Genomic DNA, 26,465 nt, shown 5'->3' on the forward strand with positions numbered 1-26,465 from the left:
TGCTGTTCTCTCAACGATTTTGTTCAGGATTCCACTGGGCGTAACGCTGGCCACGGAGGAACTGCCACAGACCGATACTCATCCCGGCGAGGGTCACCAGAAGGAAGGCGGCGAGGCGAAAGGGTTTGGGTAACCGGTGCTGCGAATCCAGCAGGCCGGCGATGGCGATGGTGTAACCCGCCAATTGCGCGATCAGGCTCAGGCGATAGAAACCGTGCTCGTTCCACAGCCAGAAATTGCTCAGCAGCAGCGGCACCAACAGGATCGGCGCCAGCCGGCGAATCAGCTTGTGGCTGATCAGTGCAATCGCGTACAGGCCATGCTTGAACGGATTGAGCAGTTCGCGGCGCTGGGCCAGGCTTTGCAGGCCACCGACGGTGACACGCTGACGCCGACGAAATTGTTTGTCGGCCTCGTCCACGCCCTGATCGATGACTTGCGCCTTCGGCACATACACGATGCGTTTGAACGCCACCGGTGCGCAGGTGCTGATAAAGAAGTCATCGTTGACCTCTGCCGGCACGGTCTGGAACAACTCACGGCGTAGTGCCAACAGCGCACCGTCGGCGGAGACCATGCAGCCCGTGCGGTTCTCGACCCTGCGCAGCCAGCCTTCGTAATGCCGATACAGGCTGTCGCCGATGCTCAGGCCTTTGCCGGTCACTGGAATCACCATGTGCCCGGCGCAGGCACCCACGGCTGGATCCGCCAGTGGCGCGAGCAAGTGGCCGAGGGTGTCGGTGGACCATTGGTTGTCGGCATCAGTGAACACCAGGATCTCGCCGGTACTCAACGCGACACCTGCGTTCAACGTGGCGGCCTTGCCCTGGCGGGGCAGGTCGAGCACGGTGATGCGCGAGTCGATGACCTTGTGCGCGCAGGCCACGGTGTCATCGGTGGAGCCGTCACTGGCCAGGATGATCTGCAGCGAACGGGCCTGATAGTCCTGGGCCAGCAGCGTGCGCAGTTTGTCTTCGATGTGCCGGGCCTCATTGTGCGCGGCTATCACGATGCTGACGTTCATCGGCTCGGCCGACGTGTGACGGCGTGCCGCAAATAACGGCGCCAGCAATGTCAGCAGCAGCGGATAACCGAGGTACGCGTAGACAGGCAACAACAGGCACAACCAGAAAATGAATTCAGCCACGTGCGGGCCTCCTGGCATTCCAATGACACAGGCTGAGGATGAACGCGGCGCCGGCCAGGTGCAGACGCACCCAATGCAAGCCCCAGAGTTGCAGGGTCAGACCCGCGTCCCGGTGTTTCAAACTTTGGCGCAGGCTCAAGACGAGCGGCGGCAGACAAGTCACCAGCAACAGCACCCACGCCAGGTGCAAGCGACCGTCGAGCAAGGCGCAGATGGCCATGAAATCCAGCAACCAGGCGACCATCGACAGCAGCGGAAAGCGCAGCAGTCGCAGGCTCAAGCCGTGGCTGCGCAGCAATTGCAAATGACTGCCCTGGCGCCACATTTCCTTGCCCATCCATTCCCGCCAACTGCCTTCGTAACCCCAATGCAGGGCGACGCTTTCGTTGGCCGCGAGCAGGCGCGCGCCGGCCTGGCTCAGACGCAGGGTGAAATCCTTGTCTTCGCCGGTGCGCAACGTTTCGTCGAAACCGCCGACCTGTTCGAACCAGGTGCGCCGCATCAGCAGGTTGGCGGTGGGTAGCCACTGCGCCTTGTGCAGGTTATGGGTGGCCGGACGCAGGGTGCGGCGCTGCCAGGCATCGGCGAACCACGGCGCCTCGGCCGGGGTGTGCAGGTCCAGGCCGAGGACGTCCGCCTGGCCGCTGGCTTCAAGTTTGATCAGACGCGTCAGCCAGTCCTCGGGCATTTCGATGTCGGCGTCGATGAACGCCAGCCATTCCCCCTTCGCCACGCTGGCCCCACGATTGCGCAGCGCACCGATCAGTAAACCGGGCATGTGCAGCACCTGGGCGCCGAATTGACGGGCGATCTGCGGGCCCTGATCGTCGGAGCCGTTGTCGACCACGATCAGCTCGCATTCCAGCCCGGCGGCATCGGCGGCGTGCAGCGCGGCGATCAGGGTGCGGGTGATGTGCCGCGCTTCGTTGTACATCGGGATAACGATGCTGATGCTGCTCATGCCCTGGCCTCCGTCAATGGAGCTTCTTCGGCTTTTGTGCGCAGCACGCTGGTCAGTGCCAGCATGATCCAAAGGTACTTATGGTTCGGCGCACTGAGGAACATAAGGAACAACGTCAACGAAAGAAAACTCATGCCCAGGTGGGTCATCATGTCAGCCTGATGCCAGTCACGGCGCAGCATCCACGCTTTGCGGGCGCGGGTCAGGTTGTACAAGCCCAGGCCAAGCATGCCGACAAACGTCAGGCCGGCGGGAATCCCCAATTCGCTGAAGATCTCCAGGTAGGTGTTGTGGGCGCGGCGGTAAAGATCACCCGCCTTGCGGTTGGAGGAAAAAGCCTGGGCGTAGCCAGTGGTGGCATAGTGCAAAGGGAATGTGCCGGGACCGGTACCGAGCAACGGACTCTCGCTAATCATCTGACCGCCGACCACGATGTACGACGCGCGCCGGCCCAGAGATGCATCCTGACTCTTGGCCCCGGCGCTCAAAATACTCAAGGACTGAATGCGCGCCACATAACCGGCTGGCATCGCATACAGCGCCAGCGGAATAACGATCGCCGCGCCGAGCATGGCGAAACCCAGGTGACGCGGACGGATACGTGGAATCTGCGCGCGGTAGTGCCAGGCGCCAATTATCAGGCTGAGGAACAACACCACCAGACCCGAGCGGGACTCGGTCTTGGTCATGCCGCCGAGCAGCAACAGGCAGCACACCCCCCAGACCAGCCGGTGCAGCCAGTTCGGGCTGCGGACCACCAGCAACAGCGCCATGGGAATTGCGAAGGCGATCATCAGCGCAAAGCTGTTCGGGTCTTCCAGCAGGCCGGAGGCCCGTCCCTGATCCTGGTATTTGGCGGAAAACATCGCCATCACGCAGGTCGCGGAGACGCTGAGGGTGACCAGTTTGGCGAATACGGTCAGGTTCAGTTCGCGTCCGATCAGCAGGGTGATGACGAACAGAACCAAGCCGACACTCAACTCCCGCAGGTGTCCCAGGGACATGCTCATCTCATCGGTAGTCAAGAGGCTGAGCAGGTACAGCGTCATGAATGCGATCAGGAAGCGCCAGATATTGCTGCGCAAACGTTCGGACGGCAGCTGATGAATCGCCAGCTGCAGCATCAGAATCAACACCAGTGAAATACCGAGGAACTTGGAGCCCGAAATGGCGCTGTCCTTGAACAGGCCTTCGAAGGGCAACATGGCGGCAATGCCGAGTATGCCCCAGGTCGGCTTGCGATAAAGCACCGCCACACCGACCAGGCCCAGCACCGCTCCCGGTGCCAGATACGGATAAGGGCTGGCCAGCAAACCAAGGCAGACCAGGCCGAGCAAACTGACAATCGAGAGCGGAAAAATCACGCGCGAGCCTCCCGTGCAGTACGGATATAAAGCTGCGACCAGCGTTCAGCCAAGGCCTTGAGGTCGTAGCGATCCAGTTGTGTACGTTTTGCATTGACGACCAGCGTGCTGGTCAGTGCCGGCTCAGTCAGCAAGGTGCCGATCTGGCGGGCGAGGGCCGTGCTGTCGGCGGGCGTCGCCAGCAAGCCGTTGTGCCGATCTTCCAGCACATCGGGAATGCCGCCGACCCCGAACGCCACTACCGGCACACCGGCCTGCATGGCTTCCAGCAAAATCATCGGCGTGCCTTCGGTGCGCGAGCTGATCACCAGCGCATCGAGCTTGCGCCACCACACGCCCATGTCGGTCTGATACCCCGGCAGCGTGATGCGCGCCTGCAACCCGGCGGCGTTGATTCTGGCCATCAGTGTTTCCCGTTCCGGGCCGTCGCCGAGCATCACGGCGTCCAGGTGCGGGTGTTGCTGACAGAGCGGAATCAGTGCATCGAGAAACAGGTCCGGACCTTTCTCACTGCTGAGCCGCCCGACGTAACCGGCCAGGAACCGCTGGTGATTGACGCTGTGCGGCAACAGGCCGATGGCTGCGGGCAAACCGTTGGGGATCACCTGCAACTTCTGCGCACCCACACTGGCCTGGCGATGCAGCACGGCAATGCTTTCGGCGACGCAGACAACACGGTCCACCGACGCGGTGCGGCACAGTTGCAAGCTCAGCCAGGTGTAGAACTTTTGCTTGCGACTGCGCGGCGTGAACCCGTGCTGGGTAATCACCAGGGGCAGGCGCAACAACGTCGCACCGACCCAGCCAAACAGCAGACCCTTGAAGTTGTGGGTGTTGATCAGCGGCCGTTCGGCGCGCCGCTGACGTAAATGCCCCAACAGTTGCCCCAACCCCGCGCAGCCCTGGCAGTCGACGCCGGCATCGCGAAACCTGGCGATCAGTTCTGGCGGCGCATCAAGGAACAGCACCTGATGCTGCCCCGGCGTCGCCAGGCAGTGGTCCAGCAGCATCCGCTCAGCCCCATAGAAACCGCCACTGCTGAGCAAATGAATGATCGGCAGGGCGCTGTCAGATGGAGTCCGGCTGAGCGGCGCGTTCAATTGCGCACCCAATGCACGAAGCCAGGTACGGTCCAGCTCTTGTGCGGGTTGACCGGTTCGACGTTCTGATCGTTGATCACCAACAGCACCGGCAGGCCCAGTTCGTGGGTGATTTGCGCAGGATGCTTGAAGCGGTGATCGAAGAACTCACGGACATAGACCAACGCAATCGCCAGCAACAGACCGGTGAACAAACCGAACGGAATGATCAGCATCGGTTTCGGAAAGGCGGCTGCGGTAGGCTCGAACGGTGGGCTGAGAACCCGTGCGTTGGACAGGTCGTTGTCCAGCGAACGCGCGGTGCTGCTCTCGGCAAACCGTTGAGCATAGGTGGAGAACGCCGTGTGCAACGCATCGATTTCGGTGTCCACTTGCCGCAGTTTGCTCTGAGTCTCTTGCAACGTATGGATGCGATCCTTGAACTCAGCAATGCGCCCGGTTTTCTGATCGATCACCGAACTGACAATCGCCAGGTCGCTGGTGCGCTCTTGAATCCGGTTGGCGACGACTTTCAGGAATTGCTGACGGGTGCGGGCGATTTGCTCGCGGGTCAGCAGCATCGGTTCACTGCCTGGCTGGAAGATCGCCAGGTCATTCATGTAACGACTGACCTGAGTGGTCAGGGCCTCACCCATTTGTTTGATCTCGCGGTCTTCAAACGCGACGTTGTCCACGGTGGTGGTGAAGGTGTAGGGGAAGGTGTAATCGTTGAGCTTGGAGTTGTTGGCGGCGGCCAGACTGGTTTTCAGGTAATCGAGCCAGCGTTTGCTTTGCAGCAGGCGGTCCTGATACAGGTTGAGCGCCTGCTCTTCGGTGTTGATGGCGTTCAGGCGGAAGGTGATTTCTTCTTTGGGGTCGGACGAACCCACCGCGCCCAACAGGGCTTGGCGATTACTTTCCAGACCATCGAGGCGCGCCTGGTATTGCAGCTTCTTGGTTTCGTAGAAGCTTTGCGGCAGGTCGATGGACTGCAGTTCCTGACGGCTGGCCAGGTAATTTTGCAGCAGTGCGGCGACAAACCTGGTGCCCTGGGTCGGGTCCGGGAAGCTGTAGATGATCGAGATCACGTTGGAACCCGGCAGGGTTTCGATCTTGAGTTTATCCATGGCCTCCTGGGTCAGCGCGTCCAGCGTCGTATCGCGTACCGGATCGGTTTCCATGCCCAGCGCGGATTTCACTGGATTGATCACATGCTCGCGCAGCGGCGTGGTGATGTAGCGTTTGATCGGTTCACTGACCAGTTTGTTGAGCATGCCTGGAGGGGAGGTGTACTCACCCTTTTCACGCAACTCGCTGATGGTCTGGCGAATCAATCCCGGCGAACGCAGGATATTGCTTTCGGTTTCCATGTCCGAAAGCGTCGGAGGCACGAAGGAAGCGTTTTCCTGGTTGAGGGAAGTCGTGGCATCCCCCTGTGAGAGTTTTTTGGACTGCACGATCACCTGGGCGGTGATATCGAAGCTCTGCTTGAGCATCAGCGGCAAGACCAGCGCGATCACTGCAAAGACCAGGAACACTCGCTTCACCAACTGCTTGTTGGCGAAGAAGATCCTGAAGAACTCGTGCAGGTAGTTTTCCTTTGGGTTCATGTCGGTTCACCTGAGAGTTAGTTGCTGTCACTGTCTTTGTTGTCGACGCGGTAGCTGAAGCTCATGCCCACGCCCTGGAACAACACCACGTCTGCCAGTTGCCGTGCGAGCTCACCGGCGCTGGCCAGTTTGGTCTTGGGCACATACAGCATGTCGTCGGGTTGCAAGTAGGCGATCTGCGTTGCGTCACCGGACAACGCTTTTTCCACGTCGTAACTGTGCGCGGTCACCTGGTTGCCGTTGCGCCGCATGATCATCACCGAGTCCAGGCGCGCCTTGATCAGCGAACCTCGGGCCATGGTCAGGGCTTCGAGCACCGACACCGGGCGGCGAATCGGGTAGGCCCCCGGCTGGCCGACTTCACCCAGTACGTAGATTTCGTTACCCGCAGTGGACTTGAGCAGCACGTCCACGCTCATGCGACCCGGCAGGGTGGCGTAGCGTTTATTGAGGTAAGTCTCCAGCTGGGTGACGGTCATGCCTTGCAGCGCCACGGAGCCGATTTCCGGGAAACTGGCGTAGCCGTCGGTGCCCACGGTGATATCCCGACTCATGCCGGTGCCCGGGTGGTTCAGTGAGCTTCTGAGGTTTTCTTCATTCGTCAGCGGGCTGAGAATGATCACTGACAGCTGGTTACGGTTGGGCTGGAACATTTGTTTGCGTTGATAGGCCTGCTGTATTTCATTGCGCGCTTGTTCGCGAGTCATGCCTTCGATTCTCACCGAGGTGTTCGCCCCTGGCAGTTCGATGGTGCCGTCGGGCAGCACCAACTGTTCGCCATTGAGCTGGCTGGCGGCTGTGAAGTTGAGGGCCACCCTGTCACCGGACTGCACGCGGTATGCTTCGGAACCGCTGGTGCTGATGCGAAAGATCACCTCCAGCACGTCTTTTGGTCGCAGGGTCTGCTCGGTCTTGGACATGTTCATGTCGGTGGCTTGAGCGTCGGACGGTGCGGCCGTGAGGATCTGCACCGGCATACTCTGGGTTTCGTTATGGCTGGAGCAGCCTGCAAGCGGCAGCAACAGCAGGACAAGCATCTTGGCGTTCATGTCGTCATCCTTTGGCGATTGCTTACAGGTTTTTGTAGAGCCATTTGGGCATGTAGTACTTGCGTCGGTTGAACACGCTGCCGACCAGTTTCGCTCCGGCTTGCGTCAGGCGCTGAACCGCGGCCTGGGCCACTTCCCAGCGCGTGTCTCCAGCGCGAACGACCATGATCACGCCGTCTACCTGGGTGCTGATGACCAGGGTGTCGGCGGCCGAATACACCGCGTCGCCGTCGATCACCACGAACCGGTACTGACTGCCCAACTCATCGAGTAACGGGCTCAGTGTTTCAGGCGTCAGGTGTTCGGCGCCCCGTGCAAACCTGCCGTTGGGCAAGACGTGAAAGGGCAGGCTGGAAACGTTCACCACACAGTCCTGCAACAACGGCGGGCTCTGGGTGTTGAACAACAGGTCGCGCAAACCACGCTCCTTGGACAGCCCAAGCTGCTGGGTCAGGTTGCTGGCGGACTGGCTGGCATCCACCAGCAGCACCTGCCCGCTGCTCATTTGCGCCAGTTGCGTGGCCAGCACCAGGGCGCTGGTGGTCGTGCCTGCGCCGGGGTTGGCGGCAGTCAGAAGCAGGATCCGCAGATCTTGATCGAGCACAGTCGAGGTCAGGTTGGACTCGCTCGGGTTTGCGATAGTCAGGCTTTTTGCAGTTGAACCGTCCATTTAACTCGCTCCGTGGCCGCTGAATACTTTGAAGGGGGTTTTCAACAGGATCTTCAGATCAAGCAGCAGGCTCTGCTCGGCGATATAGCTGAGGTCCAACTCAACGCGCTGGTCGAAGTCGATATTGCTGCGCCCGGAGATCTGCCAAAGGCCGGTCATGCCGGGGTAGATGCTCAGGCGTGCAAGGTGATTGTCTTTGTAGCGATAGGCGTTGAACGAAGTTGGCCGAGGGCCCACCAGGCGCATGTCGCCAGCCACTACATTGAACAGGTTGGGCAATTCGTCGAGGCTGCTGCGCCGCAGAAAGCCACCAATACCGGTGATGCGCGGATCCTTGTCGATCTTGAAATCGATGGCGTCGGCCCCGTGCTTGTTCAGGTGACGCAAGGACTCTTTTAGCTCTTCGGCGTTAGCCACCATGGTGCGGAACTTGTACATGCCGAACGAACGGCCGCGGTAGCCGGTGCGTTTTTGCACGAACATCACCGGCCCTTTGCTGCTGAATTTGATCGCCAGTGCAAGGCCCAACATCAGCGGCGAGATCAGCAGCAGAATCGCCAGCGCGCCGATGCAGGCAACCACCCGATTGGTGCGCGACAATGTCCAGGGCCGACCGCCGTCACGGCCGGACATCCAGCCGCGACCTTGCATGTGAATGGCCGCGTCCATCCGGATTCGGTGCTCGGGATCGAGGCGCTGGTCACGCCTGAGATTTTTGAGCGGTACACCTTTTTCATGTCCAGTCATGGATTCCTCCGCTGAAGTTCAGCCGCGAACGGCGCGTGGGCGATAGGCAGTGGGTAGTAATCGCGAAACCAGGCAATGAAGCGCCCAAGTCCCTCGTCCAGCTCGATCCGGGGCTGAAAACCTGTAGCCGTGGCCAGGTCACTGGCGTCGGCGCACGTGTTGAGCACGTCACCGGGTTGCAAGGGCAGTAACTCCACCACGGCTTTTTGGCCGAGGTGTTTTTCCAGGAGCGCCAGGTAATCCTTGAGCTCAACGGGGTGCTGCCCACCGATGTTGAAGATCCGCCACGGCGCCATGCTGCTGGCCGGGTCCGGTGTTTCACGGTCCCATTGAGCATCGGCTTGCGGCGCACGATCGATCAGTCGGGCGATGCTCTCGATGATGTCGTCGATGTAGGTGAAGTCCCGCTGGTGTTCGCCGTAATTGAACAGCTTCAGCGGTGAGCCTTCGGCAATCGCCCGGGCGAACTGGATCGGCGACATGTCCGGCCGGCCCCAGGGACCGTACACGGTGAAAAAACGCAGACCGGTGCAGGGAATGCCGAACAGGTGGCTGTAACTGTGGGCCATCAGTTCGTTGGCTTTCTTGGTGGCGGCATACAGCGACAACGGGTGATTGACGCCATCCTTGACCGAGTAAGGCGTGTGCTGATTGGCGCCATACACCGAACTCGACGAGGCGTAGATCAGGTGTTTGACCGGGTGCTGCCGGCAGCTTTCGAGGATGTTGAGAAAGCCGCTCAGATTGCTGTCGAGGTAAGCCCGGGGATTCTCCAGGGAATAACGCACCCCGGCCTGAGCGGCGAGGTGGATGACCACTTCCGGTTGTTCACGGACAAACAGAGACTCGATGGCCGAGGCGTCGGCCAGGTCAATCTTTGCGAGCTGGAAACGGCCAGCCTGCTCCTGCACCCAAGCGACGCGATCGTGCTTGAGTTGCGGGTCGTAGTAGTCATTGAAATTGTCCAGGCCGCACACCTGATGCCCGTCGCGAAGCAGCCGCAACACACAGTGGGCACCGATGAAGCCTGCGGCTCCGGTCACCAGTATCTTCATGGGCGCGGCCCCTGGGGCACGACGTGCCGCAGTCCAATGCCGCTGTAATGCAGACCGGCTGCCGCAACGTGTTCAGGGTTGTAGAGGTTGCGCCCGTCAACGATCACCCGCGAGCGCAGTTTGCTGGCCAGCAGTTCGAAGTCCACCACGCGGAAGTTTTTCCATTCGGTGCAGATCACCAGCGCGTCGGCGTCTTCCAGGGTGTCATCACGGGTCGCGCACAGGTGCAGGTCCTTGCGATAGCCGTAGATGCGTCGGCACTCGGACATGGCTTCCGGATCGTAGGCCTGTACGCTTGCGCCTTCGGCCCACAGTGCATCCATCAGATAACGGCTGGGTGCTTCGCGCATGTCATCGGTATTGGGTTTGAACGCCAGGCCCCAGAGCGCGATGGACTTACCGGCCAGTCCGCCAGGGAACTGCGCTTTGAGTTTGCTGAACAGGATATGGCGCTGGCTGTCGTTGACGTCGGTGACGCTGCGCAACAAACGCAGAGGCATGCCGTTGTGTTCGGCGGTATGGAGCAGGGCGCGCAGGTCCTTGGGGAAGCACGAACCACCGAAGCCGCATCCAGGGTAGATAAAGTGATAGCCAATGCGTGGGTCCGAGCCGATGCCCTTGCGCACGGCTTCGATGTCCGCCCCCAGCAACTCGGTGAGGTTGGCCAGCTCGTTCATGAAACTGATACGGGTGGCGAGCATTGCGTTGGCTGCGTACTTGGTCAGCTCGGCACTGCGGTTGTCCATGAACATGATTTTTTCATGGTTGCGGCAGAAGGGCGCGTAGAGCTCGCTGAGCTGCTCGCGTGCCTGATCGTCGTCGGTGCCGACAATGATCCGGTCCGGACGCATGCAGTCGGCCAGTGCACTGCCTTCCTTGAGGAACTCGGGATTGGACACTACCCGCACGTTCAAGGACGCCTTGCCCCGGCGCTGCAGTTCTTCGTTGGCGGCGGCCGTCACCTGGTCCGCGGTGCCGACCGGCACGGTGGACTTGATGATGAAGGTGCGATCAGCCTCCATGAAGCTGGCGATCTGCCGGGCGACATTCAGGACATGGCTGAGGTCGGCGGAGCCGTCTTCATCGGCAGGCGTACCGACCGCGATGAAAATCAGTTCGGCGTGTTCGACCGCATCGCTGGCCTGGGTCGTGAATAACAAACGACCGGCTTTAATGTTTTCTTCCAGCGTGCTGGAGAGTCCCGGTTCACTAATGGGCGGTACTGCTTGCTGCAGTTGCCTGATTTTATTCGGGTCAATATCGACACATAAGACACGATGTCCGACATCGGCCAGTGCCGCTGCTTGTATCAGGCCAACATAGCCCGTACCAAATACGCTCACGTCCATATTGGCGTGCCTCGTAAGACGGTTGAGAGATCAAAATGAGACTGTCAAAAGGGGTATAGCCCAGCCGTGGAAAACCGTGTCAGCAAAATGACGTGTTGCAGTCGTAAGACATCCCCGGTTTTGGGGGCTATTTGCCATCAAGTGCTTGCCACCGCTGGATTTGCCGCGGTTTTGAAGGGTTTGAGCGAGTTTCAAGAAAGCGATAAACGGTCATGAGGCGTTTTCGCCGAGTGTCGGGAGGGCCTGAGTGTGTCAGATTTGAGTCAACAATTTTTTGACGCTTTACTCAAATGTCCGACATTTCTTGCGATTTGATGGCCCGGTGCTAGTGTCAAAAAATGGCCGACAATCTATTGGCCAAAAGTCCAGCCGGCGAATGGAAATACAATGATTCGATACCTCAAAGAATTGCTGTTACTGCTGTATCTTTTAAAGAATTACGACTATTACCTCGAACGACTCAGCGCCATGGGAATCGGTATTCCTGTGTTGCTGTTTGGCGGAATGTTTGTCGCGTTAACGATTGCGTTATTTATGACAGCGTACATTCGCCAGACGTTGATCCGGCACGTGTTTGCCTTGGCGATGTTCAGCTCTGCAGTTTTTTTCGACGTCTATACCCGGGTCACGGCTGACTACCTGACGTACAGCGGCTTCGTGTCCATGGTGTATTCCGGCGGCTTCATTCAGGAAGCGGTGTATCAGTACCGCGACGCGATCATCAGCGCAGTGCTGGGTGGCCTGCTGCTGTTGTTCGGGATCGGGCTTAAACCGCGTCGGCGGATGCCGTTGCCGGGCGCCTTGTTGGTGGCTGCGCCGGTCATCGGGGTGTTTGTACTTAGCTCGGTGCTGTTTATAAGGGCCGGCGAGGGCGCCCGGGGCCTGCCGATCATGTACACGCCGTTGGCTTACCTGAACCTGTTTGCCTATGAGTCGCTGCATAACACGGTCGGCCCGCGTGAGCCGGTGAATCTGGCGCGTGTGGATCAACCGGTGGGCCACGACATTGTGCTGATCATTGATGAAAGCATTTCCGGCAACTACCTGGACATCAATGCGCCGTTCGGTGTGAACAGCAATCTCAAGGAGCCGCGCCCTGGCGTCGATATTTTCAATTACGGCTATGCCGCTTCCATAGCCAATTGCAGTGCCGACACCAACATCACCCTGCGTTACGGCGGTACCAGGGCTGATTACGTTCGCATCAACAGCACCTTGCCTTCTATTTGGCAGTACGCGAAAAAGGCCGGACTGCGTACCGTCTATATCGATGCCCAGCGCACGGGCGGCAATCTGCAAAACCTGATGAACGACACCGAAATGAAAGACATTGATAAGTTCGTGCAATTCGACCAGACCAGTGTGCGTGACCGCGACATGGCTGCAGCCGCGAAATTGATCGAACTGCTCAACGACAACACGTCCGAATTGGTGGTGATCAACAAAGTGGGGGCGCATTTTCCGGTCCACGACAAGTACCCCGATGCCTTCATGGCCTACCGTCCAACCTTGCCTCGCGGGAAGTTTGTCGAAGTCGCGGACACGGGCACGCGGGATGGCTTCAATGGTCAGCCGGACGACTGGTTGCTGTATCGCAATGCTTACAAGAACACCGTGCTGTGGAACGTCGGGGAGTTTTTCTCAAGAATTTTTGCTCAAGCCAATCTGAATAACGCAGTGCTGATCTATACCTCGGACCATGGGCAGGATCTGCACGAGCGAGGTAACCCCGGATTGAATACGCACTGTGGTGGCGATCCGGTGGAGGAAGAGGGGTTGGTGCCGTTGGTAGTGATCCAGGGCAGCGGGTTGAAAACGCTTGATTGGCAGGCGCAACTGGCCGGCAACAAGGATCGTTCCAGCCACTACAACATCTTCCCGACGCTGCTGCAGCTGATGGGTTACGACCTTGCGGGGATCGAGGCGGTGTATGGCAAATCGTTAAGCGTGCCGACGGCAGACGATTTCACTTTCAACTACCGCTTCAACGCACGGTTGGGGGCAAAGCCTCAATGGAAGCATATCGATCTGAACAGCATCGTGACGCCGTCGCAGTCAACGACGAATGTGGCGGTGGGTGAATGAGGTAAACAGCAAAGAATCGCAGCCGGTCTGAAATGACCACCTGCTCCAGCACGCCAGGCTGGAACAAGTGCTCGGCCCGGCAGCGGCCATAGTGACTTGCCCAGTTACTTCGTCGCGGGCGTTGTTCACTTACCGTCTCGGTAGAGCGTTACCGCCGAAGCAATGGCAAGATCAAAAGATCGCAGCCCCGTTTCAATTCGCAACCGTCGCACCCAGTCCCGCCTCGGCCGTACGCGGGGATGCCATCGGATCATGCAACAGCGAATACCCGCGCTCCAGCAACGTGTGGCCAATGAACTGCGAACCCACTTCATTCAAGTGCGAATCGTCCAGGTACAACAACTGCCCCTGGATGATCGGACTGCAAACACCCGCTGGGCAAATCACCTGATTAGGATCGATAAAACGTACCTGCGGAAATTTTGCCCGCACTTGCGCCCAGTAAGAGGGCAGTGCGCTTTGGCTGACCGAGCAATCACGGTCGGTGCCGAACATCAGACGACGGATCGGGCAGCTTGCGGCTTTTTCAATGTGCTGATTGCTCAGAATGACGATCACCTCACCGCTGTTATCCACCGCCCGCTTGATGCTCGCCTCGACGATGTCCTTGGCAATGGCGTCCCTGGGCCAGATGGCCGCCATGATCACGTAGGGGTACTTGTTCTGCTCGATCATGCTGAAAACCCGTTCGTTGCGTTTTGCACAATGGGCTGCGTACACCGGTGGCATGTCGGCGGTGTAGCCGATGATCGGCGGGCAGGAGTCCATGGTGTAATCCATGATCGAGAGGTTGTCGGGTTTAGCCAGGATATCGACCATGCCGGTAAAGTGGTTGGCAAACGAATCACCAATCATGATGCCGTCCAGCCCTTCTTTTTTTGCACCCAAACGACAGTGCTCATTGGGCTCGGTGCTGTACAACGCATTGGGCACGTGGCAACCGCTACGGATTTCACTGGGTTTTTTCAGGGTCATCGCTTCCAGTTCCGCAACCCCAGGGCTGAAGCGCTGCGGGAAGCCGTTGAACACAACGCTCAGCCCTGCCAATGCGGCCAATCCCAGGGCCGGAAGGGCAAATCGACGAACGAAGACCTGCGAGAAGTGCCACGTTGCTCCGCCGCGCCGAAACGGCACTTCGACGTAGCGCCAGGACAACCACGAGAGCAGGATCGATACCGCAATCAGCATGCCCCCGACCGGCAGATTGATCGGGATTTCCAGATAATTCAGGTACGCGATCAGCGGCCAGTGCCACAAATACAGTGAATAGGAAATCAAGCCGATGAACACCATTGGCCGGCTCGTGAGCAAGCGCGAGCGCATGTCACCGCTGCCGGCCAGAATCAACAGCGCGGCGCCCAGGCACGGGATCAGGGCATTGAAGCCGGGGAATGTGGAGCCGGCGTTCAAGGCAAACAACGAAAAACCGATCAGCAGGTAGCCCGTCAGCGCAAAACCATGTGCCGCCAGCTTACCGATGATCCGCGGCTGATGCAGGTAGATCCCCAGCAGCCCGCCCAGCATCAGTTCGAAGAACCGCGTCGGCAGCAGGTAATAGGCGGCCGTCGCGAAAATCCCGGTCGCGTATTCGGACGCGGCCACCGCGAGCACCACGCCAACGGCCAGAACCGGCAGCACATAACGCGGCGCCAGGCGGTAGAGCAAGACGATGAACAGCGGCCAGATCACGTAGAACTGCTCTTCAATCCCCAGCGACCAGGTATGCAGCAGGGGCGCCTCGCTGGCGTCGGCGGCGAAGTAGTTGCCGTACTTGACCCAGATATAGACATTGGACACACCCAACAAAGAAAGCAGGGCGCTGACGTTGAGCCGGATCAGGTCGACCGGAGAAAGAATGAAAGACCCGACAATCACGGTCGCCAGCAGTACCGTAGCCAATGCGGGGACGATGCGATTGATGCGTCGCTGATAAAAGGACTTCAGCGAGAACGCATTGCGCTTGACCTCGGAAAAGACCTGGGAGGTGATGAGGAAACCTGAGATGACAAAGAAGATATCGACGCCCACGTATCCGCCTGGGAGCAGGCTGGTGTTGAGGTGATGCAACAGCACTGCGATGACCGCCACAGCCCGCAAGCCATCAATGTCGGAACGGTATTTGCCTTGAGTCATGCGCCTGAACATCCCTTAGCTGAAGCTATCCATAGACGTCCGACCCGTGACACCCGCTGTCAAGATTTTGGACACGTACCCCACTTGTCATTTGTAGCTGGAAAATGGCTGTTCGCAATGTAAAAAAGCAAAAGATCACAGGGCGCCGCAGCGCCTGTAGAAATACCTGATCCTGCTGTAGGTGCTGCGGCACGAAAACATCATCTGAGCGGTTTTTTGGCGTCATTAAATAGAACTGCGCTCCGCAGATACCCCGGCAGCAATCGTCATCGGACAAACACCCTGCATGGCCGCTATCCTTGGCCCACGCTCATCGAACGGGTTCACCCATGCTCGAAGTCCACGGTGTCTTCAAAAGCTATGCCACGCCGCAAGGCCCGTTGCCGGTCCTGCAAGGCGTCGACCTGCAGTTGAAACCGGGCAGCAGCCTGGCGCTGATGGGTGAGTCGGGCAGCGGCAAGAGCACGTTGCTGCACCTGATTGCGGGGCTGGACAAGGTCGATCGCGGCAGTATTCGCAGCGGCGAGCATCAGCTGGACCAGATGAACGAAGGGCAATTGGCGAACTGGCGCCGTACCGAAATCGGCCTGATGTTCCAGCAGTTCAACCTGATCGGCAGCCTGCGCGTGGAGGACAATCTGGCGTTTCAGGCGCGTCTGGCCGGGCGTCATGATCCGCGCTGGCAAGCGCATCTGGTGCAGCGCCTGGGTTTGCAGGCGTTGCTGCGCCGGTACCCGGAACAGTTGTCCGGCGGGCAACAGCAGAGGGTCGCGCTGGGTCGCGCGCTGGCGTCACAGCCCAGGCTGCTGCTGGCCGATGAACCTACCGGCAGCCTGGACGAAGCCACCAGCGATGAAGTGTTGAAGCTGCTGCTGGAGCTCATCGACGACAGCCCCACGACGTTGTTGATGGTCACGCACAGCCCTCGGGTGGCGGCGCGGCTGGCCGAGAAAGTGGTGCTGCACCGTGGCCGCCTGGTCGGCGCGGGCGAGCGCTGAGGTGCGGGTTTTCCGCGAGACGTTACGGGCACTGCTGAGTCATTGGCGGCAGCACCCGGTGCAGTTTTTCAGCGTGCTGACCGGGCTCTGGCTCGCGACCAGCTTGCTCACGGGCGTGCAGGCCCTGAACAGTCAGGCGCGGGAAAGCTATGCCCGGGCCAGCCAGTTAATCGGTGGTGAGCCCCAAGCCAGTCTCAGTGCACCCAACGGTGCCACTTTTTCCCAGCAGGTGTTTGTCGACTTGCGGCGCGCCGGATGGCCGGTGTCTCCGGTGCTGCAAGGCAGGGTGGTACTCAAGGGGCATGAAGACCAGCGCTTGCAGCTGATGGGCATCGAGCCGATTTCGTTGCCCGGGGGGTCGGCCGTGGCCGGGCAGGCATTGGCGATTGAGCAGATCATCGGTTTTTTTACTCCGCCGGGCAGTACCTGGATCTCGCCCCAGACGTTGCAGGCGCTGGGTTTTCGAGAGGGTGATCGGCCGGTCAGTACCACCGGTCAGTCCTTGCCGCCGCTGCTCGCGCAGACGGACATGGCCCCCGGTGTGTTGCTGGTGGACATCGGGTTCGCCCAGCAGATTCTCGAACAACCGGATCAACTGTCGCGGCTGCTGTTGCCGAAGGATTTCAGTGCGCCGCTGCCCGATCAATTCAAAGGTCAGCTGCAGCTCAAGACCAGTGGCGAAGAGAACAACCTCGCGCGGCTGACCGAGAGTTTTCACCTGAACCTCGATGCCTTGGGTTTTCTGTCATTCGTGGTCGGCCTGTTCATTGTCCACGCCGCGATTGGCCTGGCACTTGAGCAGCGTCGGGGGTTGCTCAGGACTCTGCGCGCTTGTGGGGTCAGTGCAAGGATGTTGATCGCCTGCCTGATCGTTGAACTGGGTGTTCTGGCGTTGATCGGCGGAGTGGCCGGGGTCGTCAGTGGGTACTTGCTGGCGAGTGTGCTCTTGCCGGATGTCGTTGCCAGTCTGCGCGGGTTGTATGGCGCGGAGGTCGCGGGGCAGTTGAGCCTGAGTGCAGGGTGGTGGATCAGCGGGGTGGGCCTGAGTCTGCTGGGGGCCCTGTTGGCCGGCGCCAACAGCCTGCTGCGGGCGGCGCGTTTGCCGTTGTTGGCGTTGGCCGATCCGCAAGCCTGGCACCAGGCGCATGCACGGTGGTTGCGGCGCCAGGCCTGGGTGGCCGCCACGGCTCTGGTGATCGCGCTGCTGGCGTTGATCTTCGGTGACAGCCTGGCCGCCGGTTTCGTGTTGATGGGAACGCTGTTGATCGGCGCCGCGCTGGCACTGCCGGTGGTACTCAATGCGGTCTTGAATGGCGCATTGCGCCGCAGTCGTTCGGTGCTCGGTCAGTGGTTTCTCGCCGACTGCCGTCAGCAACTGCCGGCCCTCGGCCTGGCGCTGATGGCGTTACTGCTGGCGCTGGCGGCGAACATCGGCGCGGGCAGCATGACCGCCGGTTTTCGCGAGACATTCAGTGATTGGCTGGAACAACGGCTCACCGCCGAGCTGTACCTGAACCCGCAAAGCCCGGCCCAGGCCAGGGAGCTGCAGAGCTGGCTCAAACACCAGCCACAGGTCAGCGTGGTATTGCCTAGCTGGCAGGTTTCGGTTCAGTTGCAGGGCTGGCCGGCAGATGTTTTCGGCGTGATTGATCACCCGACCTATCGTCAGCATTGGCCGCTGCTGGAGTCCTTGGGCGACGATCCCTGGGGGCGCCTGGCCAGTGATGACGCGCTGATGCTCAGCGAACAGCTTGCGCGGCGGTTAAAGGTGCGGCTTGGCGATCACTTGACGATTGCGACGCCAAGCGGTCAGTGGTCGCCGCGTATCGTCGGAATCTACGCCGACTATGGCAACCCCAAGGGCCACCTGCTGGTCAACGTCGATCACTTGCTGCGCGGCTGGCCGCAGCTCACGCCCAACCGGTTCAACCTGCGCATCGAACCGGCCTCGATCCCGACGTTTTTAACCGCGCTCCAGGCACGCTTTGCCATGGATGACAGTCGCATCGTCGATCAGGCCCGGCTCAAGGGCTGGTCTACCCAGGTCTTCGAGCGGACGTTTGCGGCGACGGCGGCGCTTAATAGCCTGACCCTGGCCGTCGCCGGGGTGGCCTTGTTCATCAGCCTGCTGACCCAGAGCCAGAGTCGCCTCGGGCAACTCGCTCCCCTGTGGGCGCTGGGTGTAACGCGACGCCAATTGATGCTGCTCAATCTCGGGCAGACCTGGCTGCTGGCGGTGTTGACGCTGGTGCTGGCGTTGCCTTTGGGGATAGCGCTGGCGTGGTGCCTGGACACGGTCATCAACGTTCAGGCGTTTGGCTGGCGTTTACCTTTGCGGGTGTTTCCATTGCAGCTGTTGCAGTTGATGGGGCTGGCGTTGCTGGCGACGTTGCTTGCATCGGCATGGCCGTTGTATTCGTTGTATCGCACGCAACCGGCGGATCTGCTGAGGACGTTTGCTCATGAAGATTAGGCTCGCGGTGCTGCTGCTGATGGTATTGAGTGGCTGCGACAATTCGGTGCCGGTGGAGAAGGGCTTCGCGGGGCTGGGGGGTAGCGCCGCTGCTTTTTCGACTGTGGTGCCTGGCCGCGTTTTCAGCTTTCCGGCGGATCACGGTCCCCATGACGGGTTTCGGATCGAATGGTGGTACGTCACCGCCAACCTCAAGGACGATCAGGGGCGTGAGTTCGGTGTGCAGTGGACACTGTTTCGCAGTGCGTTGAATGCCGGTCCGACGGCGGCGGGGTGGGCCAGTCAAGTGATCTGGCTGGGGCATGCAGCGGTGACATCGGCGACGGCTCATCACGCGGCCGAGCGTTATGCGCGCGGTGGTGTCGGTCAGGCGGGCGTCAGTCCGGCGCCATTCTCTGCCTGGATCGACGACTGGCGCTTCAGCAGCCAGGGGCCTGACACGCTGACCGACCTGCAACTGAGCGCGCAGGACAAGGGCTTCAGCTATCAACTGCGGCTGACGTCCACCGGGCCGTTGGTGCGGCAGGGTGATCAGGGTTTCAGCCAGAAATCCGAACAGGGACAAGCGTCGTACTACTATAGCCAGCCGTTTTTCCAGGCCAGCGGAACGCTGCAAATCGATGGCAAGCGCTATCAGGTCAGCGGCCCGGCGTGGCTGGATCGCGAATGGAGCAGCCAACCCTTGACCGCCAATCAGACGGGCTGGGACTGGTTCTCCCTGCACCTCGACAGCGGCGAACACGTCATGCTCTATCGCATGCGCCAGCGGGATGGAGATCCATACGTCACCGGTACCTGGATCGATGCTCAAGGCCGCACACAACCGTTGCACGCCAGCGATATCAGCCTTACGCCGCAAGACTCCGCCACCGTTGCCGGACGGTCAATGCCGGTGCGCTGGTCGGTCAGGATACCTGGCAAAAACCTCGACATTTCCCTCACGGCGCTCAATCCCGAGGCATGGATGGATCTGCGCATTCCCTATTGGGAAGGACCGGTGCGGTTGAGCGGTAGCCAGGGCGGACAGGGGTATCTGGAGATGACCGGGTATTGAAGTCGACACGTCGCCCGTTACGCCTGCGCCTGGCTGATCTTTTGAACTCCAGTCCACCGCAACCCTCTACCGAACGAATACCCGGCAGGAAACCCTTCATGAGCGACGATCTCAAGTTACCCGACCTCGATTCATGGCAACGGCTGTTCGAGGACAAGGCCTATTGGCAGCAATCCCCCGACGCCCATTACAGCGACCTGCTGCGCATTGCGGATGACTTGTTGGGGCAGGGTGCCATTGACCTTGAGCAGTGGCGGGGCTTGAAAGAAAAGGCGGAGCAATCCCACAAGGACTCGCCCCAGGTGAATGTCGCCGAGGAAGTCGACGATCCCGAGACTTGAGGAGACAGGCGATGAAACCGATATCGAAAGACGAACACCCTGACGAACCGCGTCCACCTGGAGAAGTCGAGCGCGACAACGACGCCTTGCGTCCAACGGATCCGAAGCGGCGAGAGGAAAGCGGCAAGGGCACGACCAGCGGCGAATCCACGGCGCAAGAAACTGCGAACACTCCCTGATCAGCGTCTATGCTGATGGACACAAACGGCGCTGGACGCGGGTTCAGCGCCTTTTGTTGCCTCCAATTCACAGGGAAAGTATGACTTATGAAACTTCATGCACTCGCCAAAGCCATGACCCTTGCAACGCTGATGTCTGCTGCCAGCTTCAGCGCCCTGGCTGCAGATATCCCGCTGTCCGAAGTTGTGATTGCCGACCAGGTTGATACCAAAGTGGTGTCGGTTGATGCCCCAAATCACCAGGTTGTGCTTGAAGGTCCCCAAGGTCATCAAGTCCATGTGCAGCTGACGGACCAGGCCAAGGACCTGGGTAATCTCAAGCCCGGCGATAAAGTCAACATTGCGGTTGTACGCTCGGTTGCCGCTTACCTGGACACTGACGTTGATAAGGGCTTGCCAGGTTCACTTGAGCGAGAGGGTGTAAACCGCGCCACCAAGGACAACCCGAATCCGGGTGGTGAAGCGTACCGTCAGGTTCAGGTTCAGCTGCAAATCACCAAGATTGATGTCAAAAACAATCAGGTGACTTTCAAGGGACCGGCCGGTGAATCCAAAACCGTGAATGTCGTTCGGCCTGAAGTACAGGCAAAACTGAAGGATTTGAAAGTTGGGCAGAGTGTGGTCGTTACCTATACGGATGTCTTGAAAGTAACCACGACTCGTTGAGTTGGCCGATACATACAGGATGGATTGTGTTTGGCGAGAGTTCGTCAAACACAATCAATTCTGATGATCGAACCGGTGAGTTTTAAAAGTGTGTCGGGATAATATTTTGGGTGACATTTTATTAAACATTGTGTCGATAAATTTCATCTTCTTAAACACGGACATTGTCGCCGGCTTCAATTAAAATTCACCCGTTCGCCCAGTGTCATGACTCTTTACCAGTGCATGGATTGCCGAGGTCATCATACTGGGCGGGCACCTGATATAAGGCTTTACAAGAAAAAGGGCGACCACAGGGTCGCCCTTTTTTGTTGAAAAATAAAAGAGCAGAAGCAAACAAATGGTTTGTCTTCAGTCTTGTTTCATTTTACGCCAGTCATCCGAACCCGAAGTGCCGCAGACCTCATGCGTCCAGGTAATTTTTCGATAGGCGAAATGCACGTCCTCCAGATGAGTGAAGTGCGAATTCGAAGGGTCCTGGCAGTTGTGCATATAGTCTTTGATATGAACGATGACCGCGTCTTCAAGGGTAGTGGTGTAGTAGTGCTCTGGTTTGCTGCTCGTGGTGCGGTACCACTTGATTGTTATAGAGGTCAGTTCCTCGCCAGAGGTGAGGGCTTGAAGGAGCAGCGGCGAGCATTTGTCGAACACTTTTGTAATCATGAGCGGCAAGTGAACCCGCGGACCGGTTGGCTGGCTGGACTGGGGATCTCGCGGACGGGCGACTTCATGGCTGAAGGCTTGAACCATGAACTCGTCTTCGTGACCCTCCTGGTAGCTGTTGCCAACGGAGTCACTGGTAAAAGTACCTGCGGTAATGTGGCCCATCGTCTTTCCAGTGATGGACATGTATGCGGGTCTAGCCATGGCTGCGTTCCTTACTAACTGGGTGGTGGAGCCTCAAGGCGAAACTTGCCGAAGGGCGAAAAGCAGTTAACAAGCGCTGTGCCAATATTAAAAAATGTATATAAATCAAATAGATATATATTCTTATCATTCTCTGTAGTGATTGTTCATGATGTTCTCAGGCGAAGACGTGCAGAAACCTGCGCGAACGCCCGTCAAACCTTGCACATACTTCTGAAGGACGCTTCGTACGCCATGATCAGCAAAACAGCAGGTTTATTGGGCAGACGAGTGCGCAATGGCTTGCTCGCCAGGTTTGACGGCTTGGACGCCGAAGCCGGCTGCAACGAACCGACATTCCCTGTGGTCAATGAAAAGGCAAACCGCGCCTTCGCGCATTCGAATAGCCCTGACCTGGAGTGTGCACGACATGAAAATCCTGATGGTTCTAACGTCCCACGATCGATTGGGTGACACGGGCAAGAAGACCGGCTTCTGGCTGGAGGAATTCGCCGCGCCTTACTACGCGTTCAAGGACGCCGGTGCTCAGCTGACCCTTGTTTCGCCCAAGGGTGGTCAGCCGCCACTGGACCCTAAAAGTGATGAGCCAGATGCGCAAACGGCGGCCACCGAGCGCTTCCGCAAAGATTCTGCGGCGCAGTCGGCCTTGGCCTCGACGGCATTGCTCAGCAGTGTGCGAGCTGAAGACTACGATGGGGTTTTCTATCCGGGCGGCCATGGTCCGTTGTGGGATCTGGCGGAAGACAAGGTTTCCATCGCGCTGATCGAGGCGTTTTACGCAGCGGGTAAACCGGTTGCGGCGGTCTGTCATGCGCCGGGTGTGTTGCGTCATGTGAAGGGTGAGGATGGGCAGCCGCTGGTTAAAGGCAAACGCGTGACAGGGTTTACCAACAGTGAGGAGGAGGCGGTGCAGTTGACGAATGTGGTGCCGTTTCTGGTGGAGGATGTGCTCAAGGCCAATGGCGGGATTTATTCGAAGGGTGATGATTGGGCGAGTTATGTGGTGACTGATGGTTTGCTGCTGACCGGGCAGAATCCGGCGTCTTCGGAGGCGGTGGCTGCGGCGTTGTTGGCTAAGTTGAAGTAGATCAAAAGCTCGCGGCCTGCGGCAGCTCCTGCATGAATTGCAAACGCAGGGGCTGGCGTGTAGCGAGGGCGACTTACAGATCCTGGTTACTGTAGGAGCAAAGCTTGCTCGCGATGGCGCCCTGACAGCCGACTCATATCTCCCAGATACACCCGGATCGAACTGTAGGAGTGAGCCTGCTCGCGATGGCGGCCTGATCGGCGGTGAGATTCTTGCTGGTGTGCATATCCATTCCTGCGGTCACGGCTGCTATTGGTTTCGCCCTTACGGCGAGTCACTTGGTAGAGCGCCAAGTAACCAAACGCTCTTGCCCCTTTCGTCCGGTGCCTCGCCTGGGCTCGGCATACCCTCACTCCGGTCCTGCTCCGTGGGCCCGCCGCGATCGGCCATCCATGGCCGTGCGCGGCTAACCCGGCATCCATGCCGGGTTGCCCACTGCGCAGAACCTGCGCTCGGCCTTCCCAAGGGGCAAGAAGATCAAAAGCAGATCAAAAGCCAAAGCGAGGCGGCCTGACAGCCGACCTGACTTTCGAAGCGTACGCGTTCTCCTGTGGGAGCTGGCTTGCCAGCGATGGCGGCCTGATAGCCGACCGATTCTTTCCTGATGTAACCGGATCAAACTGTAGGAGCGAGCCTGCTCGCGATAGCGGTCTGATCGGCGGTGAGATTCTTGCCGGTGTACATATCCACTCCTGCGGTCACGGCGGCTATCGGTTTCGCTCTTACAGCGAGTCACTTGGAAAAGCGCCAAGTAACCAAGCGCTCTTGCCCCTTTCGTCCGGTGCCTCGCCTGGGCTCGGCATACCCTCACTCCGGTCCTGCTTCGTGGGCCCGCCGCGATCGGCCATCCATGGCCGTGCGCGGCTAACCCGGCATCCATGCCGGGTTGCCCACTGCGCAGAACCTGCGCTCGGCCTTCCCATGGGGCAAGAAGATCAAGATCAAGATCAAAAGCAGATCAAATGCAAAAAATCTCGTTTACCTGTTCAGCCCAGCGCTTCAAAACACTGCTCAATCGAACGTCGCTGTGTCTCGGCGTACAAGCCTAATTCATCAATGGTCGAGCGCCCCAGGGCTTGTTCGAACGCTTGTCTGTTCGAGTGTTCGCCGTAGTGGCTATGCGCGGCATCGCCGAGGTTCGACTGGAAAATCCCCGCGGCACTGACGGGCAGGAAGTCTTCATACACCAACGGTTCTACCTGAAAAAAACCTTCATCAAGCAGTTCGTCCAGCGCCAGGGATTTCAGGTCCGAGGTTGCCCTTCCTTTTTCCGTGACGAAGTAGCGAAAGTACGCCAGTTCCTGTTGGCGCATGCCTTCAAGGGTGTCGGGGAATTCGGCGAAGTGTTGTGTCATCAGTGCGTTGTAGCGTGCAGCGTTGCCTTCGTTGGGGAAGTCGTCGAGTTCATCCCGGGCGGCGTTGAGCAAACGGTCATACAGCGCCCTGCCTTTGGGGGTCAGGGCGGCGCCGCGTTGTTCGATTTCACCGAAGCGGGCGCTGTGACTGCCCTGGGTGCTGGTTTGATCGGTGAAGGCGATGGGCTCGTCCAGGGCTTTGAAACTGGTCTGACGCAGCAGGATCGGGCACTGCCGGCGAGGAGGGCCTTCGATGACTGCTTTGGGGGTGATGCCGTGGGCTGGCATTTGCGCCTGGACGATATCGATGTCCAGGGTTCGCGGTGTCAGGTGGTTGATGTGGGGGCCTTTGAATGCCACCACGTCGGCGATCAAGCGATGTTGGGCGCTGAGTTTGCGGTACTGCTCGGCGGTGACGGTGGCGCTGTGGTGCCAGCGGAAGGTTTCAAGTGCCTGTTCGACGAAGTGCCGGGCATCCTCTTCGGTGAGGCCGCCATCGCGTTCCGCGCGATCGATGAGGTTCAGCGCTGCCGGGGTGAAGATCGAACGCTGATCCAATACCGATTGCGCGAAGGCACGCAGTTCCAGGTCTTCGATCAGCTCAAGGCGCAGCAGTGAGGTGAACACTCGAAACGGGCTCACCTGCAACGCCGTTTCATGCACCGCGCGGAACGCCGTGGAATGCACTGGTACGCCAGCCGGGGTCAGGTCGTAGTAACCGACCGGTTGCATGCCCATGACCGCGAACAAGCGGGCGAGGGTGGCCAGTTCGTTGGCCGTGCCGACGCGGATCGCTCCATGGCGCTCCAGGTCCAGACGCTGGATCTCGCCGGTGCTGTTCAATTGGCTGGCCACCTGCGGATCGGTTTCCAGCACGTGGCGGTTCGTTTGTTCCACCAATGCCATCAACGCGCCGTACAGCGGCACTTCTTCGCGGTACATGTCGGACATCGCTTTGGAGAAGCGTTGGCGGATCAGGTCGGGGCTGACGAAGCTTGGGTGGCTCATGAAGAAATTTCCTGGCGCGGTGACGAAAAGGATGGAGAAAAGATCGCAGCCTTCAGCGACGCCGACAAACGAAGAATCTTACGGACTTCATTCTGCCAAGGACTGCTTGCCCAGCCTGATTGCGCGCCTGGCTCCAATCCCTGTAGCAACTCGCATACACCACGCTCCCCTCGCCACACCGCAGTCGGACGCAGCCTTCGGCAGCTGCTACAGGGATTGGAGCCGACCGTGCAGTCCCGATTACACCGGAAGGTGCGAGCGGTGGGCGGCCAGGAATTCTCCATACAGACGCGCCGTGTAGGCCGGCTCTTCGACCATGGGCATATGGCCGACGCCTTCGAGAATTTCCACCCGCAGATCTACGATGCCTTTACTCCAGATAGCCACGCTGCTGACATCGATCAGACGATCTTTGCGCCCCCACACCAGCAGCGCCGGGCATTTGATGTCGGGAAGTCGTGGTTCCATCGGCGGGCTGGCGCGAAAGTCTTTGAAGATTTCTTCGAGTTCATCGCGAGACTGTTCGTAGCGCTGGGCGATGGCGTCCAGCACCACGCCGGGTACCCAAGGTGGGTTGGCCATGGTCATGGCGTAGAAATGCCGGAACTCTTCCCGGGAGTTGATCAGGAACGGGTTGTGTCCCTTGGACAGCTGCCGTTCCAGGTCACTGATTTCGGGAGCCATGACGCCGGCGGGATCGATGAGGGCGACCGAAGCGATTCGGTCGGGGTAGGTGGCGGCGAGCCAGGCGGCGATGTAGCCGCCCATGGAATTGCCGATCACATGGACTTTCTCGACCCCGCACACATCGAGCAACTGGATCATGCGTTTGGCCTGGAGCGCAATGTCATAACCGCCACCGGCCTTGAAGCCGGTTTCACCGTGGCCGGCGATGTCGGGAATGATCACCCGGTGGCTGCCGACAAAATGTCGGGCGAAGCGTAACCACAGGTTCTTGTCGGCGCTGTAACCGTGGAGCATCAACACGCTGCTGGTGGCTTCGTAGGGGCCACCTTGCCAGGTCGATACGGTCATTTCGCTGATCGGTACGACGATCTTGTGGAGTCGATATAGCCTGGCTTCGATGGTGACGCTCAAGTCATAAAGCACGTAGCCGATTGCGGGGTAGCTCAACCAGCTCCAGGCGATGAAAACGGCAATTGCGACAACCAATAGAAGCATCAGCGT

22 protein-coding genes are annotated in these 26,465 nt (G+C 59.3%); 8 read left to right on the plus strand and 14 right to left on the minus strand.

The features are described 5' to 3' along the window. Window positions 1-10 precede the first annotated feature (10 nt). The 10 genes from H7698_RS15085 to H7698_RS15130 are packed head-to-tail and all read right to left on the minus strand — an operon-like array spanning window position 11 to window position 11,031. A complete protein-coding gene (locus H7698_RS15085; RefSeq protein ID WP_194691929.1) occupies window positions 11-1,147 on the minus strand; it encodes a glycosyltransferase in 1,137 nt (378 codons plus the stop codon). Further along, on the minus strand, window positions 1,140-2,108 hold the full coding sequence (locus H7698_RS15090; protein ID WP_194691930.1) for a glycosyltransferase: 969 nt from the start codon (window positions 2,106-2,108) through the stop codon (window positions 1,140-1,142). The genes H7698_RS15085 and H7698_RS15090 overlap by 8 nt, the downstream gene beginning before the upstream one ends. Beyond that, window positions 2,105-3,472, minus strand: a complete 1,368-nt coding sequence (locus tag H7698_RS15095) for an O-antigen ligase family protein (protein ID WP_162439011.1) — start codon at window positions 3,470-3,472, stop codon at window positions 2,105-2,107. The genes H7698_RS15090 and H7698_RS15095 overlap by 4 nt, the downstream gene beginning before the upstream one ends. Beyond that, window positions 3,469-4,572, minus strand: a complete 1,104-nt coding sequence (locus H7698_RS15100; protein ID WP_442966297.1) for a glycosyltransferase family 4 protein — start codon at window positions 4,570-4,572, stop codon at window positions 3,469-3,471. Before H7698_RS15100 ends, H7698_RS15095 begins: the two co-directional genes overlap by 4 nt. Then, on the minus strand, window positions 4,569-6,161 hold the full coding sequence (locus H7698_RS15105; protein ID WP_162439009.1) for a GumC family protein: 1,593 nt from the start codon (window positions 6,159-6,161) through the stop codon (window positions 4,569-4,571). Before H7698_RS15105 ends, H7698_RS15100 begins: the two co-directional genes overlap by 4 nt. 17 nt (window positions 6,162-6,178) lie before the next feature. Continuing rightward, a complete protein-coding gene (locus tag H7698_RS15110) occupies window positions 6,179-7,210 on the minus strand; it encodes a polysaccharide biosynthesis/export family protein (protein WP_162439008.1) in 1,032 nt (343 codons plus the stop codon). A 22-nt stretch (window positions 7,211-7,232) separates the two neighbouring features. Beyond that, window positions 7,233-7,880, minus strand: a complete 648-nt coding sequence (locus H7698_RS15115) for a CpsD/CapB family tyrosine-protein kinase (protein WP_194691932.1) — start codon at window positions 7,878-7,880, stop codon at window positions 7,233-7,235. After that, window positions 7,881-8,627 carry a sugar transferase gene (locus H7698_RS15120; RefSeq protein WP_162439006.1) on the minus strand — a complete coding sequence of 249 codons (747 nt, stop codon included), beginning with the start codon at window positions 8,625-8,627 and terminating at the stop codon, window positions 7,881-7,883. Beyond that, window positions 8,624-9,682, minus strand: coding sequence for an NAD-dependent epimerase (locus tag H7698_RS15125; RefSeq protein ID WP_162439005.1), 1,059 nt, complete (start codon window positions 9,680-9,682; stop codon window positions 8,624-8,626). The genes H7698_RS15120 and H7698_RS15125 overlap by 4 nt, the downstream gene beginning before the upstream one ends. Further along, on the minus strand, window positions 9,679-11,031 hold the full coding sequence (locus tag H7698_RS15130) for a UDP-glucose dehydrogenase family protein (protein ID WP_162439004.1): 1,353 nt from the start codon (window positions 11,029-11,031) through the stop codon (window positions 9,679-9,681). Before H7698_RS15130 ends, H7698_RS15125 begins: the two co-directional genes overlap by 4 nt. A 387-nt stretch (window positions 11,032-11,418) precedes the next feature. Between H7698_RS15130 and H7698_RS15135 the strand changes: the two genes are divergently transcribed. Further along, window positions 11,419-13,116 carry a sulfatase-like hydrolase/transferase gene (locus H7698_RS15135; RefSeq protein WP_162439003.1) on the plus strand — a complete coding sequence of 566 codons (1,698 nt, stop codon included), beginning with the start codon at window positions 11,419-11,421 and terminating at the stop codon, window positions 13,114-13,116. A 192-nt stretch (window positions 13,117-13,308) separates the two neighbouring features. Here H7698_RS15135 and H7698_RS15140 read toward each other — a convergent pair whose 3' ends face one another. Beyond that, window positions 13,309-15,249: an acyltransferase family protein gene (locus H7698_RS15140; protein ID WP_194691933.1), complete on the minus strand. Its 1,941-nt coding sequence runs from the start codon at window positions 15,247-15,249 to the stop codon at window positions 13,309-13,311. Between the two features lie 329 nt (window positions 15,250-15,578). Here H7698_RS15140 and H7698_RS15145 point away from each other — a divergent pair, with 329 nt between their 5' ends. From H7698_RS15145 to H7698_RS15170, 6 genes are all read left to right on the plus strand, one after another. Further along, window positions 15,579-16,247 carry an ABC transporter ATP-binding protein gene (locus H7698_RS15145; protein WP_194691934.1) on the plus strand — a complete coding sequence of 223 codons (669 nt, stop codon included), beginning with the start codon at window positions 15,579-15,581 and terminating at the stop codon, window positions 16,245-16,247. Between the two features lies 1 nt (window position 16,248). Beyond that, window positions 16,249-18,720: an ABC transporter permease gene (locus H7698_RS15150; protein WP_194692225.1), complete on the plus strand. Its 2,472-nt coding sequence runs from the start codon at window positions 16,249-16,251 to the stop codon at window positions 18,718-18,720. After that, window positions 18,710-19,774, plus strand: a complete 1,065-nt coding sequence (locus tag H7698_RS15155) for a lipocalin-like domain-containing protein (RefSeq protein WP_194691935.1) — start codon at window positions 18,710-18,712, stop codon at window positions 19,772-19,774. Before H7698_RS15150 ends, H7698_RS15155 begins: the two co-directional genes overlap by 11 nt. 98 nt (window positions 19,775-19,872) lie before the next feature. Further along, entirely contained in the window at window positions 19,873-20,115 is a 243-nt protein-coding gene (locus H7698_RS15160) for a hypothetical protein (protein WP_194691936.1), read from the plus strand. 11 nt (window positions 20,116-20,126) lie between these two features. Then, on the plus strand, window positions 20,127-20,294 hold the full coding sequence (locus H7698_RS15165; RefSeq protein ID WP_178114340.1) for a hypothetical protein: 168 nt from the start codon (window positions 20,127-20,129) through the stop codon (window positions 20,292-20,294). Window positions 20,295-20,381: 87 nt separating this feature from the next. Continuing rightward, window positions 20,382-20,960, plus strand: a complete 579-nt coding sequence (locus H7698_RS15170) for a hypothetical protein (protein ID WP_194691937.1) — start codon at window positions 20,382-20,384, stop codon at window positions 20,958-20,960. Window positions 20,961-21,311: 351 nt separating this feature from the next. Here H7698_RS15170 and H7698_RS15175 read toward each other — a convergent pair whose 3' ends face one another. After that, window positions 21,312-21,827 carry an Hcp family type VI secretion system effector gene (locus H7698_RS15175; RefSeq protein WP_194691938.1) on the minus strand — a complete coding sequence of 172 codons (516 nt, stop codon included), beginning with the start codon at window positions 21,825-21,827 and terminating at the stop codon, window positions 21,312-21,314. A 409-nt stretch (window positions 21,828-22,236) separates the two neighbouring features. On the opposite strand from H7698_RS15175, the gene H7698_RS15180 reads away from it, so the two are divergent. Next, a complete protein-coding gene (locus H7698_RS15180) occupies window positions 22,237-22,914 on the plus strand; it encodes a type 1 glutamine amidotransferase domain-containing protein (protein WP_194691939.1) in 678 nt (225 codons plus the stop codon). 986 nt (window positions 22,915-23,900) lie between these two features. On the opposite strand, the gene hglS is transcribed toward H7698_RS15180, so the two are convergent. Together hglS and H7698_RS15190 are read right to left on the minus strand one after the other, a co-directional pair. Continuing rightward, window positions 23,901-25,277, minus strand: coding sequence for a 2-oxoadipate dioxygenase/decarboxylase HglS (hglS, locus tag H7698_RS15185; protein ID WP_194691940.1), 1,377 nt, complete (start codon window positions 25,275-25,277; stop codon window positions 23,901-23,903). A 240-nt stretch (window positions 25,278-25,517) separates the two neighbouring features. Further along, a complete protein-coding gene (locus H7698_RS15190) occupies window positions 25,518-26,459 on the minus strand; it encodes an alpha/beta fold hydrolase (protein ID WP_194691941.1) in 942 nt (313 codons plus the stop codon). Window positions 26,460-26,465 lie beyond the last annotated feature (6 nt).

Source organism: Pseudomonas sp. p50(2008), assembly GCF_015351605.1.
Lineage (GTDB): Bacteria > Pseudomonadota > Gammaproteobacteria > Pseudomonadales > Pseudomonadaceae > Aquipseudomonas.

Excerpts from the sequence above, each read along its gene's own strand:
- H7698_RS15110 (WP_162439008.1), bottom strand. The coding sequence starts at position 7,210 with ATGAACGCCAAGATGCTTGTCCTGCTGTTGCTGCCGCTTGCAGGCTGC.
- H7698_RS15140 (WP_194691933.1), bottom strand. The coding sequence starts at position 15,249 with ATGACTCAAGGCAAATACCGTTCCGACATTGATGGCTTGCGGGCTGTG.
- H7698_RS15165 (WP_178114340.1), top strand. The coding sequence starts at position 20,127 with ATGAAACCGATATCGAAAGACGAACACCCTGACGAACCGCGTCCACCT.
- H7698_RS15090 (WP_194691930.1), bottom strand. The coding sequence starts at position 2,108 with ATGAGCAGCATCAGCATCGTTATCCCGATGTACAACGAAGCGCGGCAC.
- hglS (WP_194691940.1), bottom strand. The coding sequence starts at position 25,277 with ATGAGCCACCCAAGCTTCGTCAGCCCCGACCTGATCCGCCAACGCTTC.
- H7698_RS15120 (WP_162439006.1), bottom strand. The coding sequence starts at position 8,627 with ATGACTGGACATGAAAAAGGTGTACCGCTCAAAAATCTCAGGCGTGAC.
- H7698_RS15145 (WP_194691934.1), top strand. The coding sequence starts at position 15,579 with ATGCTCGAAGTCCACGGTGTCTTCAAAAGCTATGCCACGCCGCAAGGC.
- H7698_RS15175 (WP_194691938.1), bottom strand. The coding sequence starts at position 21,827 with ATGGCTAGACCCGCATACATGTCCATCACTGGAAAGACGATGGGCCAC.
- H7698_RS15170 (WP_194691937.1), top strand. The coding sequence starts at position 20,382 with ATGAAACTTCATGCACTCGCCAAAGCCATGACCCTTGCAACGCTGATG.
- H7698_RS15180 (WP_194691939.1), top strand. The coding sequence starts at position 22,237 with ATGAAAATCCTGATGGTTCTAACGTCCCACGATCGATTGGGTGACACG.
- H7698_RS15160 (WP_194691936.1), top strand. The coding sequence starts at position 19,873 with ATGAGCGACGATCTCAAGTTACCCGACCTCGATTCATGGCAACGGCTG.
- H7698_RS15130 (WP_162439004.1), bottom strand. The coding sequence starts at position 11,031 with ATGGACGTGAGCGTATTTGGTACGGGCTATGTTGGCCTGATACAAGCA.
- H7698_RS15155 (WP_194691935.1), top strand. The coding sequence starts at position 18,710 with ATGAAGATTAGGCTCGCGGTGCTGCTGCTGATGGTATTGAGTGGCTGC.
- H7698_RS15105 (WP_162439009.1), bottom strand. The coding sequence starts at position 6,161 with ATGAACCCAAAGGAAAACTACCTGCACGAGTTCTTCAGGATCTTCTTC.
- H7698_RS15115 (WP_194691932.1), bottom strand. The coding sequence starts at position 7,880 with ATGGACGGTTCAACTGCAAAAAGCCTGACTATCGCAAACCCGAGCGAG.
- H7698_RS15125 (WP_162439005.1), bottom strand. The coding sequence starts at position 9,682 with ATGAAGATACTGGTGACCGGAGCCGCAGGCTTCATCGGTGCCCACTGT.
- H7698_RS15135 (WP_162439003.1), top strand. The coding sequence starts at position 11,419 with ATGATTCGATACCTCAAAGAATTGCTGTTACTGCTGTATCTTTTAAAG.
- H7698_RS15190 (WP_194691941.1), bottom strand. The coding sequence starts at position 26,459 with ATGCTTCTATTGGTTGTCGCAATTGCCGTTTTCATCGCCTGGAGCTGG.